The organism is Hymenobacter psychrotolerans DSM 18569, from assembly GCF_900142395.1.
In the GTDB taxonomy this organism is placed as follows: Bacteria; Bacteroidota; Bacteroidia; order Cytophagales; family Hymenobacteraceae; genus Hymenobacter; species Hymenobacter psychrotolerans.
The window spans coordinates 237,244-256,367 of record NZ_FRAS01000002.1 but is presented as its reverse complement, the minus strand read 5'-3'; the positions used below and the strand labels follow the sequence as shown (position 1 = coordinate 256,367).

The 19,124-nt window shown below is 60.5% G+C and carries 19 protein-coding genes; 13 read left to right on the top strand and 6 right to left on the bottom strand.

What is annotated here, in order from left to right; genetic code table 11:
* Positions 1-98: 98 nt before the first annotated feature.
* Both BUE15_RS04000 and secDF read left to right on the top strand, forming a co-directional pair.
* Entirely contained in the window at positions 99-470 is a 372-nt protein-coding gene (locus BUE15_RS04000; protein ID WP_073281403.1) for a hypothetical protein, read from the top strand.
* A gap of 141 nt (positions 471-611) precedes the next feature.
* Positions 612-3,623, top strand: coding sequence for a protein translocase subunit SecDF (secDF, locus tag BUE15_RS03995; RefSeq protein WP_084548802.1), 3,012 nt, complete (start codon positions 612-614; stop codon positions 3,621-3,623).
* A gap of 209 nt (positions 3,624-3,832) precedes the next feature.
* Here secDF and BUE15_RS03990 read toward each other — a convergent pair whose 3' ends face one another.
* The 3 genes from BUE15_RS03990 to BUE15_RS03980 form a co-directional block, all read right to left on the bottom strand.
* The gene (locus BUE15_RS03990) at positions 3,833-4,465 is read right to left on the bottom strand and encodes a NifU family protein (protein ID WP_073281402.1); all 633 of its coding nucleotides are present in this window, start codon (positions 4,463-4,465) and stop codon (positions 3,833-3,835) included.
* Positions 4,466-4,652: 187 nt separating this feature from the next.
* Positions 4,653-5,741 (bottom strand): chorismate synthase, encoded by a 1,089-nt coding sequence (aroC, locus tag BUE15_RS03985; protein ID WP_073281401.1) that lies wholly within the window; start codon positions 5,739-5,741, stop codon positions 4,653-4,655.
* 78 nt (positions 5,742-5,819) lie between these two features.
* The gene (locus BUE15_RS03980; protein ID WP_073281400.1) at positions 5,820-7,325 is read right to left on the bottom strand and encodes a BatD family protein; all 1,506 of its coding nucleotides are present in this window, start codon (positions 7,323-7,325) and stop codon (positions 5,820-5,822) included.
* 292 nt (positions 7,326-7,617) lie between these two features.
* On the opposite strand from BUE15_RS03980, the gene BUE15_RS03975 reads away from it, so the two are divergent.
* The 5 genes from BUE15_RS03975 (at position 7,618) to BUE15_RS03955 (ending at position 11,441) form a co-directional block, all read left to right on the top strand.
* Positions 7,618-8,343, top strand: coding sequence for a ferritin-like domain-containing protein (locus tag BUE15_RS03975; protein WP_073281399.1), 726 nt, complete (start codon positions 7,618-7,620; stop codon positions 8,341-8,343).
* Positions 8,344-8,375: 32 nt separating this feature from the next.
* Complete coding sequence (locus tag BUE15_RS03970) at positions 8,376-9,245, top strand: ferritin-like domain-containing protein (protein ID WP_073281398.1); 870 nt, start codon at positions 8,376-8,378, stop codon at positions 9,243-9,245.
* 155 nt (positions 9,246-9,400) lie between these two features.
* Positions 9,401-10,099, top strand: a complete 699-nt coding sequence (locus BUE15_RS03965; RefSeq protein ID WP_073281397.1) for a ferritin-like domain-containing protein — start codon at positions 9,401-9,403, stop codon at positions 10,097-10,099.
* Positions 10,100-10,112: 13 nt separating this feature from the next.
* Complete coding sequence (locus BUE15_RS03960) at positions 10,113-10,979, top strand: ferritin-like domain-containing protein (protein ID WP_073281396.1); 867 nt, start codon at positions 10,113-10,115, stop codon at positions 10,977-10,979.
* Between the two features lie 267 nt (positions 10,980-11,246).
* Positions 11,247-11,441 (top strand): hypothetical protein, encoded by a 195-nt coding sequence (locus tag BUE15_RS03955; RefSeq protein WP_073281395.1) that lies wholly within the window; start codon positions 11,247-11,249, stop codon positions 11,439-11,441.
* Between the two features lie 76 nt (positions 11,442-11,517).
* Here the strand turns inward: BUE15_RS03955 and queG are convergent, their stop codons facing one another.
* A complete protein-coding gene (gene queG, locus BUE15_RS03950) occupies positions 11,518-12,450 on the bottom strand; it encodes a tRNA epoxyqueuosine(34) reductase QueG (protein ID WP_073281394.1) in 933 nt (310 codons plus the stop codon).
* Between the two features lie 129 nt (positions 12,451-12,579).
* On the bottom strand, positions 12,580-13,620 hold the full coding sequence (gene ruvB / locus BUE15_RS03945) for a Holliday junction branch migration DNA helicase RuvB (RefSeq protein WP_073281393.1): 1,041 nt from the start codon (positions 13,618-13,620) through the stop codon (positions 12,580-12,582).
* Between the two features lie 341 nt (positions 13,621-13,961).
* On the opposite strand from ruvB, the gene BUE15_RS03940 reads away from it, so the two are divergent.
* Together BUE15_RS03940 and BUE15_RS03935 are read left to right on the top strand one after the other, a co-directional pair.
* Positions 13,962-14,525: a DUF3575 domain-containing protein gene (locus BUE15_RS03940; RefSeq protein WP_073281392.1), complete on the top strand. Its 564-nt coding sequence runs from the start codon at positions 13,962-13,964 to the stop codon at positions 14,523-14,525.
* A 164-nt stretch (positions 14,526-14,689) separates the two neighbouring features.
* The gene (locus tag BUE15_RS03935) at positions 14,690-15,643 is read left to right on the top strand and encodes a hypothetical protein (RefSeq protein WP_073281391.1); all 954 of its coding nucleotides are present in this window, start codon (positions 14,690-14,692) and stop codon (positions 15,641-15,643) included.
* A gap of 147 nt (positions 15,644-15,790) precedes the next feature.
* On the opposite strand, the gene BUE15_RS03930 is transcribed toward BUE15_RS03935, so the two are convergent.
* Positions 15,791-16,120, bottom strand: coding sequence for an HIRAN domain-containing protein (locus BUE15_RS03930; protein ID WP_073281390.1), 330 nt, complete (start codon positions 16,118-16,120; stop codon positions 15,791-15,793).
* Between the two features lie 174 nt (positions 16,121-16,294).
* On the opposite strand from BUE15_RS03930, the gene BUE15_RS03925 reads away from it, so the two are divergent.
* From BUE15_RS03925 to BUE15_RS03910, 4 genes are all read left to right on the top strand, one after another.
* Positions 16,295-17,353, top strand: a complete 1,059-nt coding sequence (locus BUE15_RS03925) for a hypothetical protein (protein WP_073281389.1) — start codon at positions 16,295-16,297, stop codon at positions 17,351-17,353.
* Positions 17,354-17,403: 50 nt separating this feature from the next.
* Positions 17,404-17,865 (top strand): DUF4268 domain-containing protein, encoded by a 462-nt coding sequence (locus BUE15_RS03920; protein ID WP_073281388.1) that lies wholly within the window; start codon positions 17,404-17,406, stop codon positions 17,863-17,865.
* Between the two features lie 72 nt (positions 17,866-17,937).
* Entirely contained in the window at positions 17,938-18,297 is a 360-nt protein-coding gene (locus BUE15_RS03915) for a hypothetical protein (protein ID WP_073281387.1), read from the top strand.
* Positions 18,298-18,703: 406 nt separating this feature from the next.
* Entirely contained in the window at positions 18,704-19,117 is a 414-nt protein-coding gene (locus BUE15_RS03910) for a Fic family protein (RefSeq protein ID WP_073281386.1), read from the top strand.
* The last annotated feature ends 7 nt before the right edge of the window (positions 19,118-19,124 follow it).

Below are 19,124 nucleotides of genomic sequence, written 5' to 3'. Positions count from 1 at the left end.
CTTTTTTGCTGTTTTATCCGTTGGGGCAGGCCAGAAGCCGGCTTTATACGTTGCCTTGGCGGGTGGGTTTGGCTATATTTGTAGCTCTCAGGTTGCCAATGCTTCTGCCCTTCGCCCAGTTTTTGTCCCGCGTGCGTTTCGCGCTACTCACAGCCACTGTGCTGTTTGTAGTGTCGCTGAACCACCAGGCCGTAGCCACCTTCCGGGTGCCGGCCGGCAAAACCACGCGCATTGGTCTGCCAGCCCGCGCGGCGGTAGTGAAGCAAAAAGTGACGCTGGAAGCTACGGGCCCGCTGGTGCTGCACGTGGCACCCGAGGTAGAGGCGTGGCTGCCCTGGCCGGCTCCGCACAGCTGGCTGCCGGCCATTCGCCGGACGCTGACCGTTCCGCGCCCGTTAGTGGGCATTCGGCCGGCTACGGTGTACCGGGCCCGGCTGCTGGTGGCGGCTTTGTCGCCGCAGGCTCCCTAGCGCCGCCCCGCCGGGCGGCAGCGCGTGGCTTTGCAGCCCGCCAGCCCACTGCCGATCCTGCCAAGGCCGATGTAGCGCATTCTCGCCGCCATCCGCCCTTGTCGGGCTTCCTTTCCAAGCTTCATTCTTTTACTTTTTTCAATGCGTAATAAAGGACTCATCATTGGGTTGACCATTATCGTGTCGGCCCTTTGTATTTACTTTCTGACCTTCACGTTCATCTCGCGGCGCGTGCAGGATGATGCCGTAACCTATGCCACCGTCAACGGCAAGGTAAACCAGAAGCAGCGCCAGCACTACCTCGATTCGGTATGGCGCGCGCCGGTTACCAGCATTCTGGGGGTTGACTACACCTACCGCGACGTGCGCGCTTCGGAGCTGGGCCTGGGCCTTGACCTGAAAGGCGGCATGCACGTGACGCTGGAAGTGTCGCCGGTGGAGATTGTGCGCGCCATGAGCGGCAACTCCAAGGACGTGAAGTTCAACCAGGCACTGGAGCAGGCGCAAGCGGCTCAGAAGACCAACCCGTCGACTCCGTTCACCACGCTGTTTGCGCAGGCGTACCAGACCGTAGCCCCCGGCGACAACCTGGCCCGCATCTTCGCCAACACCACCAACAAGAGCCGCGGCATCGACATCAACTCGACCAACGACAAGGTAATCGGCGCCATCGACAAGGAAGTGGAAGAAGCCATCGACCGCTCTTTCAATATCCTGCGTACCCGTATCGACAAGTTCGGCACCAGCCAGCCCAGCATTCAGCGGGTGAAAGGCACGGGCCGCATTCAGGTGGAACTGCCCGGCGTAGACAACCCGGACCGCGTGCGCAAGCTGCTGCAGGGCCAGGCCAAGCTGGAGTTCTGGGAAGTATGGCGTCAGGATGAGTTCGGCCCCTACTTGCAGCAGCTTGATCAGGCGCTGATTGCGAAAGAGAAAACCACCACAGCCGCCACGGCTACTCCGGCTGGTGCCGCTGCCACCGACTCTACTGCCACCGCCGGCGACTCTACTTCGCTGGCCAGCCAGCTGGCCAAAAAGAATGCTACGGCCGCGGCCAAAACCGATTCGGCTACTACGCAGCAGGGCTCGGTACTGGCCCGCCTGTTTACCATGCCGATTCCCGGCCAGCTGGGCGTAAACGTGCGCGACACGGCCCGCATGAACGCCATTCTGCGCTCGGATGAGGCCCGCGCTATTCTGCCCCCCAACCTGACGTTCCTGTGGAACGTGAAGCCGGAAACCATTGAGCGCCAGGAATACCTGAAGCTGACGGCTATCCGCAAGGCTCCCGGCGCGGAGGCTCCGCTGGGTGGCGAAGTAGTAGCCGATGCCCGCCAGGACTACGACCAGAGCGGCCGCCCCGAAGTGAGCATGGCCATGAACCCCTCGGGTGCCAAGAAATGGCAGAAACTGACCGGCGCCAACATCGGCCGCCAGGTAGGTATCGTGCTCGATGACTATGTGTACTCTGATCCGGTGGTGCAGTCGGAAATTGCCGGCGGCAACACCAGCATTTCGGGCAGCTTCTCCATCGAAGAAGCCCAGGACCTTTCCAACGTACTGAAAGCCGGTAAGCTGCCTGCTCCCACGCGCATCGTGGAAGAAGCCGTGGTAGGTCCGTCGCTGGGTCAGGAGGCTATCGACCAGGGTCTGTACTCGTCGCTGGCGGGTCTGGTTATCATCATGGTGTTCATGGCCGTGTACTACGGCCGCGCTGGCCTGGTAGCCGATGCTGCCCTGCTGTTCAACATGTTCCTGATTCTGGGCGTACTCGCTCAGTTTTCCTTCGCCCTCACGCTGCCCGGTATTGCGGGTCTGATTCTGGTATTCGCCTCGTCCGTGGATGCCAACGTACTGATCTTCGAACGGATCCGGGAAGAGCTGGACCACGGTCTGGGCCTGCACGACGCCATCAACAAAGGATACTCGCGCGCTTTCTCGGCCATCTTCGACTCCAACGCCACCACGCTCATCATCGCCCTGACGCTGTTCATCTTCGGTACGGGTCCGGTGCAGAACTTCGCCGTGACGCTGCTCATCGGTATTTTCACCTCGTTCCTGTCGGCCGTATTCATTTCTCGCCTCATCATCGAGTGGCTGGTGAAAGGCAAGGAGACGAGCAAAATCACCTTCTCGACCTTCCTTTCGCGTCAGCTGTTCAAGAGCCCCAACTTCGATATCGTGGGCAAGCGCAAGATTGCCTACGCATTGTCCACGGTGTTCATTGTGACGGGCTTTGTGCTGATGGCGGTGCAGGGCGGCCCCAACCTGGGCGTTGACTTTCGCGGCGGCCGGGCCTATATCGTAGACTTCAACAAGTCGATGGAAGCTTCTACGGTGCACGACGCGCTGGTAGAGCGGGCTTTCCAGGGCGCCGGCACGGAGGTGAAAACCTTCGGCTCGCCTAACCGCCTGCGCATCACGACCGGCTTTTTGGCCGACGACGAAACGGTAGCGGCCGACAAGAAGGTAGAAGCGGTGATGATGGATGAGCTGAAGCGCGACTTCGCCGCCGATGCTCCCGTCATCAAGTCTACCTCGAAAGTAGGCGCTACCATTGCCGACGATATCAAGCGCACCTCGGTGCTGAGCCTGGGCCTGACGCTGCTCGGTATCTTCATCTACGTACTGTTCCGCTTCGAAAAGTGGCAGTTCTCGCTGGCAGCCGTGGTTTCCTTGTTCCACGACGTGCTGCTAGTAATTGCCTGCTACCCGATTGCGCGCCTGTTCGGCCTGAACTACGAAATGGACCAGATTTTCGTGGCCGCCGTGCTGACCGTGCTGGGCTTCTCGATGAACGATACGGTGGTAATCTTCGACCGAATCCGGGAATACATGCACGAGAACCCCAAGCTGACGTTTGCGCAGGTGGCCAACCCGGCCCTGAACAGCACGTTCTCCCGTACGATTATCACCTCCACCACGGTGTTCCTGGTGGTGCTGGTGCTCTACATCTTCGGGGGTGAAACGCTCCGCTCCTTCTCGTTTGCTATGCTGGTAGGTATCGTGCTCGGCACGTACTCGTCGCTGTTCATTGCCACGCCTATCATCCTCGACACCTACGGCCGCAAAGACGCCAAGCTGCGCGGCACCGACATGTCGACGCACATCCACGACGACGACGCGCCCAAGCTGTCGACAGCCAACATGTAAAGCGTATTTCGGCAGGAATCGGCTTCCGCTGATTCTTCCGCCAAAAAGCCCGGCCTTCTGGTCGGGCTTTTTTGTTGCTTCTGTCGTCAGATAAACAGCCACTCCAGAGCACCTGCCGCTTTTACGCAATGGCGCTCCTACTCTGTAAGAGCATAGAAAAAGCCCTGGCTGTGTAGCCAGGGCTTTTTGCTTACGGCCTGAAAGCAGGCTTAGAACGAAGCTGTAACGCCTTCGGCCACTACCTCTTTCACTTCCGGCACCATACGCTTGAGCAGGTTTTCGATGCCCGATTTCAGCGTAACGGTAGCCGAGGGGCAGCCGGAGCACGAACCCTGCAGGTTCACGGTCACGATGCCGTCCTGGTAGCTTTTGAAGGTGATATTGCCACCATCCTGCTCCACGGCGGGACGCACGTAGTTGTCGAGCAGGTCGATGATTTTCTGGCTGGTCTGCTGGTCGGCTTCCGAGTTGTCGCCGGTGGCGGCAGCTTGCTGGGCGGCGCGCTGCTCAGCCGCCGGATCGACGGTGAAGATGGGGCCGCTGGCCTCCACGTACGACTTCAGGAAGGTGCGCAGCTCCGGAATAAGCTGGGCCCACTGATGCTCGGACGTTTTGGTGATGGTTACGAAGTTCTGGGCGATGAACACGCGGCCCACATAATCGAAGTTGAAGAGTTCCTGGGCCAGCGGCGAATTGGCGGCAGCTTCCAGGTTGGGATAGTCCACGCTCACACCGTCAGCCAGCAGCTGGGCGTTCAGCACGAACTTCATGGATTCGGGGTTGGGCGAGGCTTCGGCATAGATAGAAACCGGGCCGGCGGGGGCAGTGAGTTGTTCAGCCATGTTTGAAAGACTTGGAGACAAGCGGGAGAAAGTCGGCCGCTTTCAGTCGGCCTGACACGTAAAACCGCGCAGTGCGGCAATAGTTACAAAGGTAGCGAAGTATAACAGTACTCCTGCTCTGCACGAAGCAAGACAGCCGGACTTCAGCTCCTTCAGCGTACACAACAAAGTCTGGCGCCGGATAGTGCTATCCGGCCCACTCTGCGCGGTTGGTGCGCGCGCGCAGCAGCATATCGGCCAGCACCAGTTGGGCCATGGCATCTACGATGGGCACGGCGCGGGGCAGCACGCAGGGGTCGTGGCGGCCGCGGCCGGCCAGCGTTATTTCCTCACCCTGGTCGTTGATGGTGGCTTGAGGCTGCAGTATGGTGGCCACCGGCTTGAACGCCACCCGAAAGTAGATATCCTGCCCGTTGGAGATGCCACCCTGAATACCGCCGCTGTGGTTGGTGCGGGTACGCACCTGACCGGTGTCATTGGTATAGAACTGGTCGTTGTGCTCGGAGCCGAAAAGCAGCGTGCCGGCGAAGCCTGAGCCATACTCGAAGCCCTTCACGGCATTGATGCCCAGCATGGCGCGGCCCAGCTCAGCGTGCAGCTTGTCGAATACCGGCTCGCCAAGGCCGGACGGAACACCGGTTACTACGCCCGTCACGAGGCCGCCCACTGTGTCGTGCCGGTCCCGGGTCTGGCGGATCAGGGCAGCCATTCGGTCGGCGGTTTCGGGATGCGGGCAGCGCACCGGGTTCGAGTCGATGAGGCCCAGATCCAGCTGCTCGTACCCGACTGGCACCGCCACCGCGCCCACCTGCGACACGTAGCTCTGCACCCGGATACCGTGCTGCGTGAGTAGCTGCTGTGCAACGGCGCCGGCGGCCACGCGGGCGGCTGTTTCGCGGGCCGAGCTGCGGCCGCCGCCCCGGTAGTCGCGCCGGCCGTACTTCTGGTCGTAAGTGTAGTCAGCGTGCGAGGGGCGGTAGGCGTGCTCGATGTGGGAGTAGTCGTGGCTGGCCTGGTCCTGGTTGCGGATGTAGAGGCTGATGGGCGTGCCCGTGGTCTGGCCCTGGAAAATGCCGGACTGAATTTCGACCCGGTCGGCTTCCTTGCGGGGCGTAGTCAGGTCGCTTTGCCCGGGCCGGCGCCGATCCAAGGCCGCCTGAATGTCGGCTTCAACTACGGCCAGCCCGGCCGGGCAGCCATCTATCACCACCCCAATCCCGGGCCCGTGCGACTCGCCAAACGTAGTAATCCGAAACAGCGTGCCGAAAGTATTCATAGGATGAGTAGGTCAAAAGCCAGGGAAAGGCGGCAAAGGTAACGGCGAAGTAGCGCTTCTACCTCGCCCGCGACGGCTCTACCGACGGCCCCGCCACCAGCCCCAGGCAGCTACCACCAGCAGCGCCGCCAGAATATAGTTGGCGTAGCGGCGCACATCGTGGTATGTGTCCAGTGGCTGCATCGTGCTGGAAGCATCAAACAGCACTTTTTGGTAAAACGGGTCATCGGGACGGGCCCGGAACTCGGCAGTACCGCGCACGGGGCCGCGCAGCAGCGGGCTCAGCTCCGGGTGCAGCGTGTCGTAGCGGCCGGTGGCCGGGTCGAAATACACCAAGGCCAGCAGGCTGTCAAGAGGCACCGGCCCGGGGTTGCGCCCTACAAAGCGGTATTGAAATACTTTGCGCCCGCCCACGCGCCCGCCCTGCCGGGTGAGTTCCTGCCGCACATCGGGGCCGTACACTTCCAGCCCGGGCCGGGGCCGCACGGCCGGGGCGTTTAGCGCCGCCAGATTTCCCTCTCCCTCTACCCCGAAACTGTACGTAAATGCCTGTCCCGTGCGGAACGCCGTCCGGTCGATGGCCTCGCGCAGCTGGTAGCTACCCACGGGCACCTGGTCGCGCAGAGGGTGCGGGGGCAGCGGCTTTACCTGCACGCGGCGGGCGGCGGTGTAGTAGGTTTTGTAGCCTTCCAGGCGGTTGTCCAGCCCTTCGGCCGGCTTTTTGGCCACGCGGTACTTCACCATCTGCAGCGCTACCGCCGGAAAGGTCAGTGGCTCGGTGTTCAGAGGGTAGAACTGGGCTTCGTAGAGCCGAAACCGAATAAACTGCCGGCCGCCCATCGTTACGGTCTCCGGCAAAATCTCCTGCTCATCAAAGGGCTCCTCCCAGGCGGTGCGCTGCCGCAATTGGCGCAGTATGGCGGGCAGCTGCCCGGCAAAGTTGTAGAAGTCCAACAGGCCTTGGTCGTTGGGCGTGAGGTAGAAATAAAGCCCGACATGCACTCCTTCGCCCACGAATACGCTGGTTTTATCGGGTACCAGGGCTAGAAAAGCATTATCCTTCGGCTCTACGTATTCCTGCGGCTTGGGCTTCCCGAACAGTTGGTCGAGCAGGCCCAGGCCCTGGAGCCCGCCCCCTACGGGCGGGGTGCCGGGGGTAGCCGCCACGGGAGCCGGCCCTACTGCCAGCGTAGCCCCGGCCGAGCGCACGGTTTGCCCGTTCACGGTCATGGTAAAGGGCTTCACCACAAACTCGCCCTCCTCATAAGCGGCGTAACGCTGCGTGATAATCAACTCGGTGGTGGTGCGGCCTTCCACGATGCGCGTGGTGGTGGTGCTTGATTTGCCGCTCTTTTTGAAGCCCTCCAGATCCGGAAAAGCCGAATACCGCTCGAGGCGGCCGCCTTGTAGCCGGAAGCTAATGGTAAAGTATTCGGTGACCGGAAACGCGGTAGCACCCAGCTCCAGGGTTACCTGCAGGTCGGTAGCGGCGGCGGCGGGCTTCGGGGCGGGCTGGGCATAGCCCGGCAGTGGCACCGCATGGCACGCCAGGAAAAAAAGAAGCCACAGCAGAAATAAGCGCATAGAGCAGAGGGAGCTTAGCCAAAGCTACACAAAAAAGCCCCCAGCACCCAGCCAAGCGGTTTTCTGCTACTCGTACCGCCGGCCAATAGGCGCCTTGTAGCCTGTGCTGAACAGTAACATTCCAAGCTCGACATTACATAATTACGGCTTTTGGAATCCACTCCGAACGAATAAGACGTAAGTCACCAGCAAATACCCCCAAGTCAGTTCAGTACTCTTCCCAAAAAAAGGCTCCACAGGCCTCAAGGGAACCCCTTTGCCAGAACTTTTCTCTACCCTAATCTTTCATCCCATGTCTAAAAACCTCCAAAACAGCAGCGAAGAGGCCGAAAATGCTACCCCGCTTCAGGTGCCCATCAAGCGCCGCTCGTTCTTTATGTATGCGGGCGCCACGGCCGCAGCTACCACGCTGCTGCTTTCCGGCTGCAACGACGATGACGACGAGCCAACGAACCCAGCGGCGGGCACTGTGAGCCTGGGCTCCGGCGATGTGGGCGTACTGAACTATGCATATGCTCTGGAGCAGCTGGAAGCAGCCTTCTACGCGCAGGTCATCTCGAATGCCGGCTTCAATACGGCCTTCCCCGATGCGGCCGAACGCGCCGCGCTAACCGCCATTGCCAAGCACGAGGCTATTCACCGCGACTTTTTCAAGGCGGCCATTCCGGCAACCAGCGCTATTCCGGCTCTCACTCCGAAATGGGGCAACCTCAACTTCGGCAACCGGACGCAGGTGCTGGACACCGCCAAAACCTTTGAGGACTTGGGCGTAGCAGCCTACAACGGAGCCGGCGCCCTCATCCAGGACCCGACTTACCTGCTGCTGGCCGGCAAAATTGTGTCGGTGGAAGCACGCCACGCGGCGTTTATCCGCGACCTGATTAACAATGGCACCTTTGCCGATAGCACCGCAGTGGATGCCAACGGCCTCGATAAAGCTATGACGGTAGCACAGGTGCTGGCCGCCGCGCAGCCTTTCATCACGGAAACTATCGACGGCGCCAACGTCGGCAAATAACTTTCTCTTCTCACTTCTGACTTCCGAACACTATGAACCTGTTTCAAATAATATCCGAGATAGAGAAGGTTGATCCTGAAATCATGGACCGCCTGACCCACCGCCGTAGCGCCCTTTCGGCCCTCGGCGACATCACGCGCAAAATGGCGCTGGCGGCTGCTCCTATTGCCATCGGCTCGGCTTTCAACAAGGCTGTAGGCCAGCAGACGCTAGCTAATGCCAACGATATTCTGAACTACGCGCTGCTACTGGAGTACCTGGAGGAAGACTTCTACGCCCAGGCGCTGGCCGCTCCTACGCTGGCCGCCAACCTGACGACCGGCAGCGCTGCCCGCGGTGCCATCCAGACCATCAAGAACCACGAAACGGCCCACGTAAACCTGCTGAAGGCGGCGCTGGGTACTTCGGCTAATCCCCGGCCGGCCAGCTTCAACTTTGGCACCGCTTTTTCCAACTATCCTACGTTCCTGACGTTTGCTCAGGCATTTGAGGACACCGGCGTACGGGCCTACAAAGGCCAGGCTACCAATATTCCGCGCACGCTGAACCCTACTGTGGGCGGCAACGTGGTGAACCTGCTGACGGTAGCGTTGCAGATTCACTCAGTAGAGGCCCGGCATGCTTCCCACATCCGCTATATGCGCCGCGCCACCGCTGCCGGCGGCATTCAGCAGTTTGGCTGGATCACCAACGCCGAAGGCAACGGTGCGCCGGCACCGGTATATGCCGCTGGCAACCCCGCGGCTACTTTCCCGGCCGAGGGCAATTTGTCCCAGGGTGGCCTGACGCTGACTTCGGTGGGCGGCAACACCTACACGGCTGCTGAAGTGAGCGAAGCTTTCGATGAAGGACTCGACAACACCACCGTCGTAAATATTGCGCGCTCAGTTGTCACGTTTTAGGCATACTGCTCCTGCTTTTTAGAGAAAGGCGCCCTATACGGGGCGCCTTTTTTGTGCAACCTTCTCCCGGGTTAGAGCATCCCACCATAACAGACTATCTTTGTTGAATCGGTGCCGGGCGCATTTGTTGGTCTGCTCCACCGACACCTTTTCTTATGCACGACAACTCATTTCTGGCGCGTACGCTCCACCGCCGTTCTTTCTTCCGCGTGGCCGGGGCCGGAGCGGCTGCCTCTGCCCTGGTGCTGGCCGGCTGTGCCAAAGACGACACGCCCAACCCGGGCACGTTTACCCAGCAGTTGGTCATTGCCACAAAGGACAGCCTCGACAACAATATCCTCAACTACGCCTATCTGCTGGAGCAGCTGGAAGCGGCTTTCTACGACAAGGTAGTAGCAACGCCTCCCGCCGACCTGCTGCCCGGCGAACTGGCTTATCTGACGGATCTGCGTGACCATGAGCTTATTCACCGCGAGTATCTGAAATATGCCCTGGGCACCAACGTCTACGACAACAGCTTCGTGACGCCGCTCACCTTCGACTTCTCTTCCCTGACGCTCACCACGCGCGCCGGGGTATGGGCCGCTGCTCAGCTTCTGGAAAACATTGGGGTAGCCGCTTACAACGGCGCGGGCAAGCACCTGACGGCGCCTTTCCTGAAGCTGCTGGGGAAAATTGCCTCCGTAGAAGCCCGCCACGCTACCCTGGTGCAGGAGCTGGTACAGCCCGGCTCCTGGGCCACGGGTATCGGCACTACCGGCCTCGATGCAGCCAAAACGCCGCTGGAGGTGGTGGCCCTGATCCAGCCGTTCATTCCCGTGCCTATCTCTACGGATTTTCTGCCGACTACTTAAGGCGCTGCCTGCCATGAATATTCTGAAACTTCTGGCCGAGCTGGCCGAAATCAATCCGAACCAACTGGAGCAGTCGGCGCCACGGCGGGAGGCGCTGGAGAATTTGAGCCGCTTCGGCGCAAAGGCGCTGGCCGCTGCCTTGCCCTTCGGGCTGGCTGCCCTGCCTGCGCAGGCCCGCACCACGCTCACCATCCTCGATTCTCTGAATCTGTTTTTGCAGATTGAGCGGTTGCAGGAAGCTCTGTACTCCCGCGCGCTGGCCCTTACGGTGCCCTTTTTTCCGGCTGATCCTACGTTCCGGGCGTCCGTTGCAGCTATGCAGCGGCACCAGCAGCAGCATATTGTGCTCCTGACGGACGCTATTACCAGCTCGGGCAGCACAGCCATTGCGGCTCCCAACTTCGACTTTACGGGCACCAAAAACGGCACGCAGCCTGCCCTGTTTGCCAACGTCTTCACCGATTTCGACCAGTTTCTGCAGGTTGCTCAATTGCTGGAAGATGCGGCGGTGCGTGCTTACAAAGGTCAAGTGGAATTTCTTAACAATGCCTTTATCGTGCAGACGGTATTGCAGCTGCACGCCACCGAGGCCCGCCACGCAGCCCGCATCCGCCTGATGCGCAAGCAGCGCGGCGCCACCGTGAAGCCCTGGCCCAGCCCCACCGACGCCAGCATTACGGTAGCCGGGAAGACGGACGTAGTGTACGAAGGCGAGGATGCCCTGAAGCAATACCTCTCCAACACCCGGCCCGTACCGTTCCAGCTGCTGCCCATTGGCTACCCCGGCACCAACATCCTGACGCAGGGCGTCCCGGAAGCCTTTGATGAGCCTCTAAACACCGATCAGACGCAGGCAGTACTGGCCCTTTTCAGTTACTAAAAAACCTTACTGAGCGTCGTAAAACGACTGATTTTTTGAGAAGCAGTGGCTAACCCAAGCCGCTGCTTTTTCGTTTTTATGCCCGTTTGTGAGAATGTCTGAACTTTTCCACCCCGCTCTTTCTTTATAACGCAGCCAATTATTAGTTGTAACTTTCAGCAAAGAACGGCAACTGCCCGGCTACGGAACAGCAAACAAGCAGTTCTTCCGTATAACGACCCTGTCCTCATTTTCCGCCCTAACCCACCCGAAAACAAGCTTTCAACAATGTTGGAATACGCCAAAACCATTCTTCTCAAAGTCAGCTTCGATAAAATTCTGTTTGAGAAGGAGTTACGCAAGGCACTGCGCATGTTGCTGCCCGTTGAGTTGACTCAGCTGAAAGAATGGTGCTACGAGCAGTTCTCTACCCTTTACCGCCGCATCCTGAACCGCGTGTTCACCCAGCCTGCCGCGGTATAGCCTACTTCTTTATCTAAAAAGCCGGCCCGGTACAGTCTGAAATGACTGCCACCGGGCCGGCTTTTTAGTGCCCAGGCTACTCGCCCGTCACGAACCGGATATTGCGCTGCAGCCCCACGTAGCCCGTACGCTTCACCGCCGACTGCCGAAACAGCTCCGAAAACAATTCGTGCGTGATTTCCTGCCAGTCGGAAGCCTTGAGGTCTTTCAGGCCGGGGTGCGGATTAAACTGCGGCTCCTGGTGCGGCTTCACGAACCGGTTCCAGGGGCACACGTCCTGGCAGATGTCGCAGCCGAACACCCAGTTGCCGAACTTGCCTTCCACTTCCCGCGGAATCTGGTCTTTCAGCTCGATGGTGAAGTAGCTGATACATTTGCTGCCGTCTACCACGTAGGGCTCGGTGATGGCGCCAGTGGGGCAGGCGTCCAGGCATTTGGTGCAGGTGCCGCAATAGTCCTTGATGGGGCCGTCGTAGTCCAGCTCCACGTCCACAATCAGCTCGGCAATGAAGTAGAACGAGCCCGCGCCGGGCGTAATCAGGTTGGTGTTTTTGCCCATCCAGCCGGCCCCGCTGCGCTTGGCCCAGGCCTTGTCCATCACCGGCGCCGAATCGACGAACACCCGGCCGCCCACCTCCCCTATTTCCTCCTGCATGGCCGCCAGCAAGGTTTTCAGCTTGTCTTTGATGACGAAGTGGTAGTCGCGGCCGTAGGCGTACTTGCTGACTTTGAGCGTGTCGTCGGGTTGCTGGGTTTCCTGGGGCGGGTAGTAGTTGAGCAGCAGTGAAATCACCGACTTGGCCCCGTCCACGAGCAGACGCGGGTCGAGGCGCTTATCGAAGTGGTTGGCCATGTAGCCCATCTGGCCATGCATGTTGCGGCTGAGCCAGTTTTCGAGGCGCGGCGCTTCTTCCTCCAGAAACTCGGCCCTGGAAATACCGCAGTACATAAAGCCCAACTCCGCCGCGCGTTGCTTGATAAAGGCAGTATAAAGAGCGGTTGGGAGCATGGCGCCAGATAGAATGAAGCACAAGAATACGGCATTCTAAGCACAGCAAAGGGCCTTATTACGTAACCATAAGTCATTTCAGGATGACGGCGGCGTAATAAGGCCCTTTGCTGTGCTTAGAATGCTGGGTTAGCTGAACAGCTCGCCGGTGTTGCCGCGCAGGTGCTGGGGCATGAGCTTGCCGAGGTGCTGGTAGGCGTGCTCGGTGGCTTCGCGGCCGCGGCTGGTGCGCTTGATGTAGCCTTCCTGAATCAGGAACGGCTCGTACACTTCCTCGATGGTTTCGGCTTCTTCGCCGCAGGCCGTGGCAATGGTGCTGAGGCCCACCGGACCACCCTTGAACTTGTCGATGATGGTGCTCAGGATGCGCTTGTCCATGTCGTCGAGGCCGCGGGCGTCTACGTCGAGGGCGTTGAGGGCAAACTGAGCAATATCTACCGTGATGGTACCATCACCCTTGATTTGGGCAAAGTCGCGGGTGCGGCGCAGCAGGTTGTTAGCGATACGCGGCGTCCCGCGCGAGCGGCGCGCAATTTCGAAGGCCGCGTCCTCATAGATCGGAGTGCCCAGAATCTCGGAAGAACGCTGCACAATGCTGGTCAGCAGCTTGGAATCGTAGTATTCGAGGCGGGAGCTGATGCCGAAACGGGCCCGCAGCGGCGAGGTGAGCATGCCGGAGCGGGTGGTAGCCCCAATCAGCGTGAACGGCGACAACGAAATCTGGACCGAGCGCGCATTCGGGCCCGAATCGAGCATAATATCGATGCGGTAGTCCTCCATAGCCGAATACAGATACTCCTCAACTACGGGATTGAGCCGGTGAATCTCATCAATGAACAGCACGTCGTGCGGCTCCAGATTGGTGAGCAGGCCGGCCAGATCCGACGGCTTATCGAGCACGGGGCCGCTGGTCATTTTGATACCCGACTGCAGCTCGTTGGCGATGATGTGCGAGAGAGTGGTTTTGCCCAAGCCGGGAGGGCCGTGCAACAGCACATGGTCGAGAGCATCACCGCGCTGGCGGGCCGCGGCCACGAAAATCTTCAGGTTCTCCACCACTTTATCCTGCCCGGCAAAGTCGTCGAAGGAAAGGGGGCGGAGCGCCTTGTCAATGTCTTTTTCGGTAGCGTCCATGTGGTCGTTGCCGCCGGTTAGAAACGGTTCGCGCATAGTACGAAGGGTGAAAGTTGGTAGCAGCAAGGTAACACCTGCAGCCGGCAGATTGTCCCCTTTTTAGCAAAAAAATAGCGTCACCCTACTATTTTACTAATCTCAATAGTATTTTCATTTTTATCTGCCGCTCCGGGTGGCAGTTATGGCCGCGAACAGATATATTTGGTAGCCGGCTTAGTGCCAGCTCCCACCACAGCCGCTCCTCCATGACGTCTTCCTTTTTGCTTGCAGCCGCCGGAATAGCCCTTTCCACTTCAGCCCTGGCCCAAAGCCAATTGGCTGGCTTGCCTCCTTTGCGGCAGCTGCATTCTGAGCGCCTTCTGCTCAAGACGTCTCCCTTGACGCTGCTGGACCCCAGTACCAGCGCGCTGATGCTGGGACTGGAGTTTCGGCCGGTGCCGCGCATTGGGCTGGAGATTGACTATGGCTTCAAGTTTACACCTCTGCAGCTGTTTTACTGGAATCAGAGTAAGGCCAACATCCGCTACCAGAAATTCAAGCTGGAAGGCCGCTATTACATTCCGCGCTCCGAGCGGCAGCAATGGTACGTAGCGGCCGAGGCGTTTTATGTGCCGCAGAGCTACGACCTGAAAAGCGGCACCTATGAGCGCGGAGATGAGCGCCGGGCATATGATCAGGCTCATATTGAGCGGAACGTGCGCGGAGCCGCTCTGAAAGCCGGTATGATGCGGCGGCTTGGCCAGCGCTTCTGGCTGGATATGGCGCTGGGCCTGGGCGTGCGGCAGCGGGAGGTGCGCTACCAGACGCTGAATGACCGCACCGCCAATCCGATTTTTGACGCTCCCAACCAGAACTTTCTGGCCGCTACCCCCGACCCTGGCAACAAAACGCGCTTAGCTCCCGCCGGGGCTTTCCGCATTGGCTACACCCTGCTGAAATAGCCACCAGAACGCCCTGCATATAAGCAGGTGTCTGGGCGTGTTTCGGTGGGCGCAGCATGGGGCGCATTTTCGTTTAGGAGTGGAGGCGGGCAACTGAACATGGGCCGGGCGCGGCAGGATGGCCGTATCTTTGGCCTGATTTGCCACTCCTACCACCCCACGCAATGCCCTCCGACAACTGGCTCCACACCATTCCGGCCGACTTCTACGACCAGCTGGCGCACTGCCTGAGTCTGCACGGCATGGCTTGCGCCGAGCTGCTGAGCCGGCCGCAGGATGCCCCGCTGCTACAGCTGATGGCTCTTACCGGCCTGAACACGCTGCGCGTAGCGGAACTGAATACCATTGCCAGCCACGACCAGCTGCTACAGACCCTGCAGGCCCAGCCGCGCGCCCTCTACGACCTGCTCCTGCTCGGCCGCCTCACCCTCGACACTACGCTGGCGGCCCCGGTGCTCGGCTACGTGCAGCAGCAGATGGCTATTGATACGGCACAGATGCAGGCCCTGAAAAGCTACTGCCTGGAGCTAAGCGGCGCGTTTCTGGCGCTGCTGGAAGAGCAACTGCCGGCGGCCGAAACGCTGGGAATGCACCGCCTGCACGTAGAGGAGGCCTTCAGCCACTATGTGGCGGCCCACCCGGCTCCGGCTGCTACCATTCGGTTCACGGAGCCGCAGCTGCAGATGATGCGGCTGGCGCTGCTGCTGGTACACTCACTGCCCGAGGCTGGCGAGCATCCGTTTCTGCAGGCCGTGGCCGAACTTCCGGCGCTGCGCCCGGCCGCTCTGGAGCCTATTATAGAGCGCCTCAGCACCCTGGAGCCGGCCCAGGATTTCGCCCTGACCATGCCCGAGCTGGTGCAGCTGTACCAGGCTATGCAGGTCTGCGGGATGGTATTTGTGTCGGAGGTGCTGGAGAAGGTGGGGCTGGGTAGCATTTTTCCGAGCGTTTCTCCCGAGGAAGCCGCCGCCTCGCCGGCCGCGCCGGAGCCCAGCGGACGCCAAGCCGTGGGCGAAATCGTGAGCGGCTTCACGCGCTGGGTGCAATACACGTTTCCGCAGGAGCCGGCGCTGCAGCAGGCCCGCCAGCAGGTGCTGGCCCTCGCCGACGCGCTGTAGCAATGAGTGCATGACTAAATGAGTGAATGAGTGAATGGACTATCCGAACGACTGGCTTTCAGTAATGCTACTCATTCACTCATTCACTCATTCACTCATTCACTCATTCACTCATTCACTCATTCACTCATTCACTCATTCACTCATTCACTTTATCGGTAGAAGCACTTCTATTTCCAGGTGCAGCCACTCGTCTTCCCAGGCTTTGTGGGTGAGGCGGGCTGAAAGCGGGAAGCCGGCATCGAGCAGGCGGGCAATGGTTTCGTTGCGGCCCTCGGGCAGGTAGCCCAGCCACATGGCATCGGGAGCGTCGGTAAGCACGCGCACGGCCCAGTCGTCGTAGGCGCTGGCGGGCTCACGCTCCAGTGCCAACGACTGGCCCGGCTGCAGCTTGGGCTCGTAGTCGCGGAGGCCGGGGCGGTGGGTGGTGCCGGCTACCAGGCATTCGAGCAGAACGAGAGCGGGGGCGTCAGCCATAGAAAGGAAAATCTTGGTGAGGCCGTAAACATAACACGAAGGCCGGCAGCTTGCCATGCCGGCCCGCCGGAATTCTGCCGGGCAGCCGAAGGAACCCCTTGGCACACAGGCGCTGCAGGCGGCTGTTTATCCGCGGGTTTTTCCGTTATTAAACCGGCTTTATCCTCTTTGTCTATGTCCGACTTTTCCTCTTTTGCTACTGAAATGAACGGGGGGCTGCCCGCGGGCTTCTACGCGCAGATGCGTACCTCTCTTATCCTCGTCAACAGCGTGTGCCGCCACGTATTCCAGCACCCGCACACGGCCCTCACGCAGGAAGTGGCCGCCCTTACCGAGCTCGACGCCGACTTCGTGAGTACCATGCAGGCCGTGCACGACGATGTGTCGCTGGGCACCGTGATGGTGCAGCAGCCCACCGAGTTCCTGTGGTACCTACGCCTGGGCGAGCAGCTCCTCACCAGCCCGATGGGTCTGGAATTGCTCAAGCGCATCCAGGGGTTTTCGGGCCACGTGCAGACCGAGGACCCCGATCTGCACCAGTCCCAGCTGCTGCTCGACCATTTTGTGCACGGCCTGCAGCTACTCGCCGACAACTTTGCCACGTACCTGGGCCAGCTGGAAGGCGAGGATGCCGAGAGCCTGGCGCTGGGTGCCCTGCAGCTGGAAGGCATTGTGGCCCGCCAGCTCCCCAGCCTGCCCCCACTGCCTCACGCCACACCGCCCGAGGCGCAGCCGGCCGCGCCCGCCTACGAAACGGACGACACGGAAGCCGAGGAGCCGGCCGTTCAGATGACGTTTCAGGAAGCCCAGCTGCAGGTGATGCGCCTCTCCGCCACGCTGCCCGACGTGCTGCCCGATACGCTGGAAACGCCCTTTACCAGTGCCGTTGGGGCCAACGAGGCCTTCCACACCCCACTGCTGCCCCGCCTACGGCAGCGCCTGCTGAACGCCGCCCCCGACGAGCCGCTGGGCTTTACGCTGCCCGAACTGGTGCTGCTGTACCGGTGCGCGCAGGTGTGCGCCATGACCATGCTGCAGCCCGAGCTGGAGCGCCTGTTTCTGCAGGGAGTAGACATAAGCACCGACCACGACCCGGAGGCTGCCTCCCGGGTGCGGCACGTGCTGTCCATTATTGTGGGCGGGTTTGTGGAACTGGTGCAGAACGAGTACGGTGCGGAGCCCGAGTTTGCGCAGGCCCGGCAGGAAATGGAACACCTAGCCGACCTGCTGTAGCCACGCGCCCACCCCGGCGGCGCGTGGCCTGCGTTGCCTACTTTTGCCTTATGTATAGCAAAACGGAAGTAACCCAGCTGCGTCAGGCTTTCTGGACCACGTTTGGGCAGTATATGGCGCCCGTGCCGTCGGCGGAGGGCGTGCCCACGAACTGGATCAACTACAAAACCGGCCTCAAGCACGTCTATTTTCGGATGCAGGCCGACGGCCGCCGCGCCACTATCGGCATCGAGCTTACCCACCCCGACGCGGGCGTGCGGGAGCTGTTTTTCGAGCAGTTCCGGGAGCTGAAAACCATGCTGCACGAGGCCACCGGCGAAACCTGGCGCTGGGAAGCCGATGCCATCGACGCCAATGGCCAGCCCCTGAGCCGCATCTTCACCGAGTTGACGCCTGTCAACCTGTTCTCGCGCGACGACTGGCCCGCCCTGATTTCGTTTTTCAAGCCCCGCATCATGACCCTCGACGAGTTCTGGAGCAGCGCGCAATATGCGTTTGACGAGCTGCGGTAGCAGGCGCGGACATGTGCCGGAAACAGCGTAAGTTGAAAGCCCAATTCACCGTTTTTCTCGCTTTCCAGCACCATGAAGAAGATATTACCCGCCGCCGCCCTGCTCCTGGCCGCCCTCGGCTCGTGGGCGTTTTATCCCAAGCCCGCTGCCAACCCGGAGTATATGATGGTGGTGAGCCGCTTCGCCGGCACGGGATTCGGGGGCAAAAACACCATTTCCACCCTCTCGCCCAGCGGCCAGGTCGAAACCACTGAGGTAGACGCCAAGGCCGGCTCGCTCAACAAGATGGCCAGCTCCTACGACCAGCTGCACCTGAGCGAGCTGAAAAAGCTCAACGAGCTTCGGCAGGCCGGCTGGCAGGTCGTCAATTCTACCCAGATCAGCGTGGGCGGCGGCTCCATCAACGAAACCACCTTCCTGCTGGAGCGGTAGCCGCCCGGTGCCGCTCCCACTAGCCTAACTCCGATACCGGAAGCCGTTTGTCTGATACCGGAAGCCGTTTGTCCGATACCGGAAGCCGTTTGTCTGATACCGGAAGCCGTTGGGCATATACCGGAAGACGTTGGGCATATACCGGGAACCGTATGTGTGACACCGGAGGTCGTATATCTGATACCGGAAGTCGTTTCTGCTATACCGGGAACTGTTTCTCTGATACCGGAAATCGTATCTACTATACCGGGTATTCTGTCTATCATACCGGTAATCGTGTCTGCTATACCGGGAATCCTATCTTCGATACACGGCGTGCTTTTTTAGATACGCGGCTACCTGTTTCTGATACCTACAGGCGGCTTTCTCCCCATACTTTGTAGTACGCTCTACTTCGTTTTGTTGTATGTCGGCTTCTGATGCTTTGCCCGATGAGGCGCCCCGCCCCGATGATACCGGCCTGCTGGCCGCCTTTGCGCACCGCGTAGCCACCCGCGACCTGCCGCCGGAGCGCCCGCCCCACGGCTACGACCAGGCCTCGCTGGAAATCTGCATTGCGCTGGCGTTGCGCGAGCGGCTGCCCGGCCTCGACCCGCGCCGGTCCTTCACCTTCGGGCGCGTGTGTTACGCCCTGATGGCCCATCCGCGCCTCACCACCAAGGACCTCGCCGAGCTGGCCGACACTACCCGCCTCACGCTGCACCGCGCCCTGCCGGTGCTGGTAGAAGCCGGCCTGCTACTCAGCCAGCGCACCGGTGGCCGGCACTACCACCTGCTCAGCCGCGACGGCGAAGACTGGCTGCTGGAGGTGACGAAGTAGCTACACG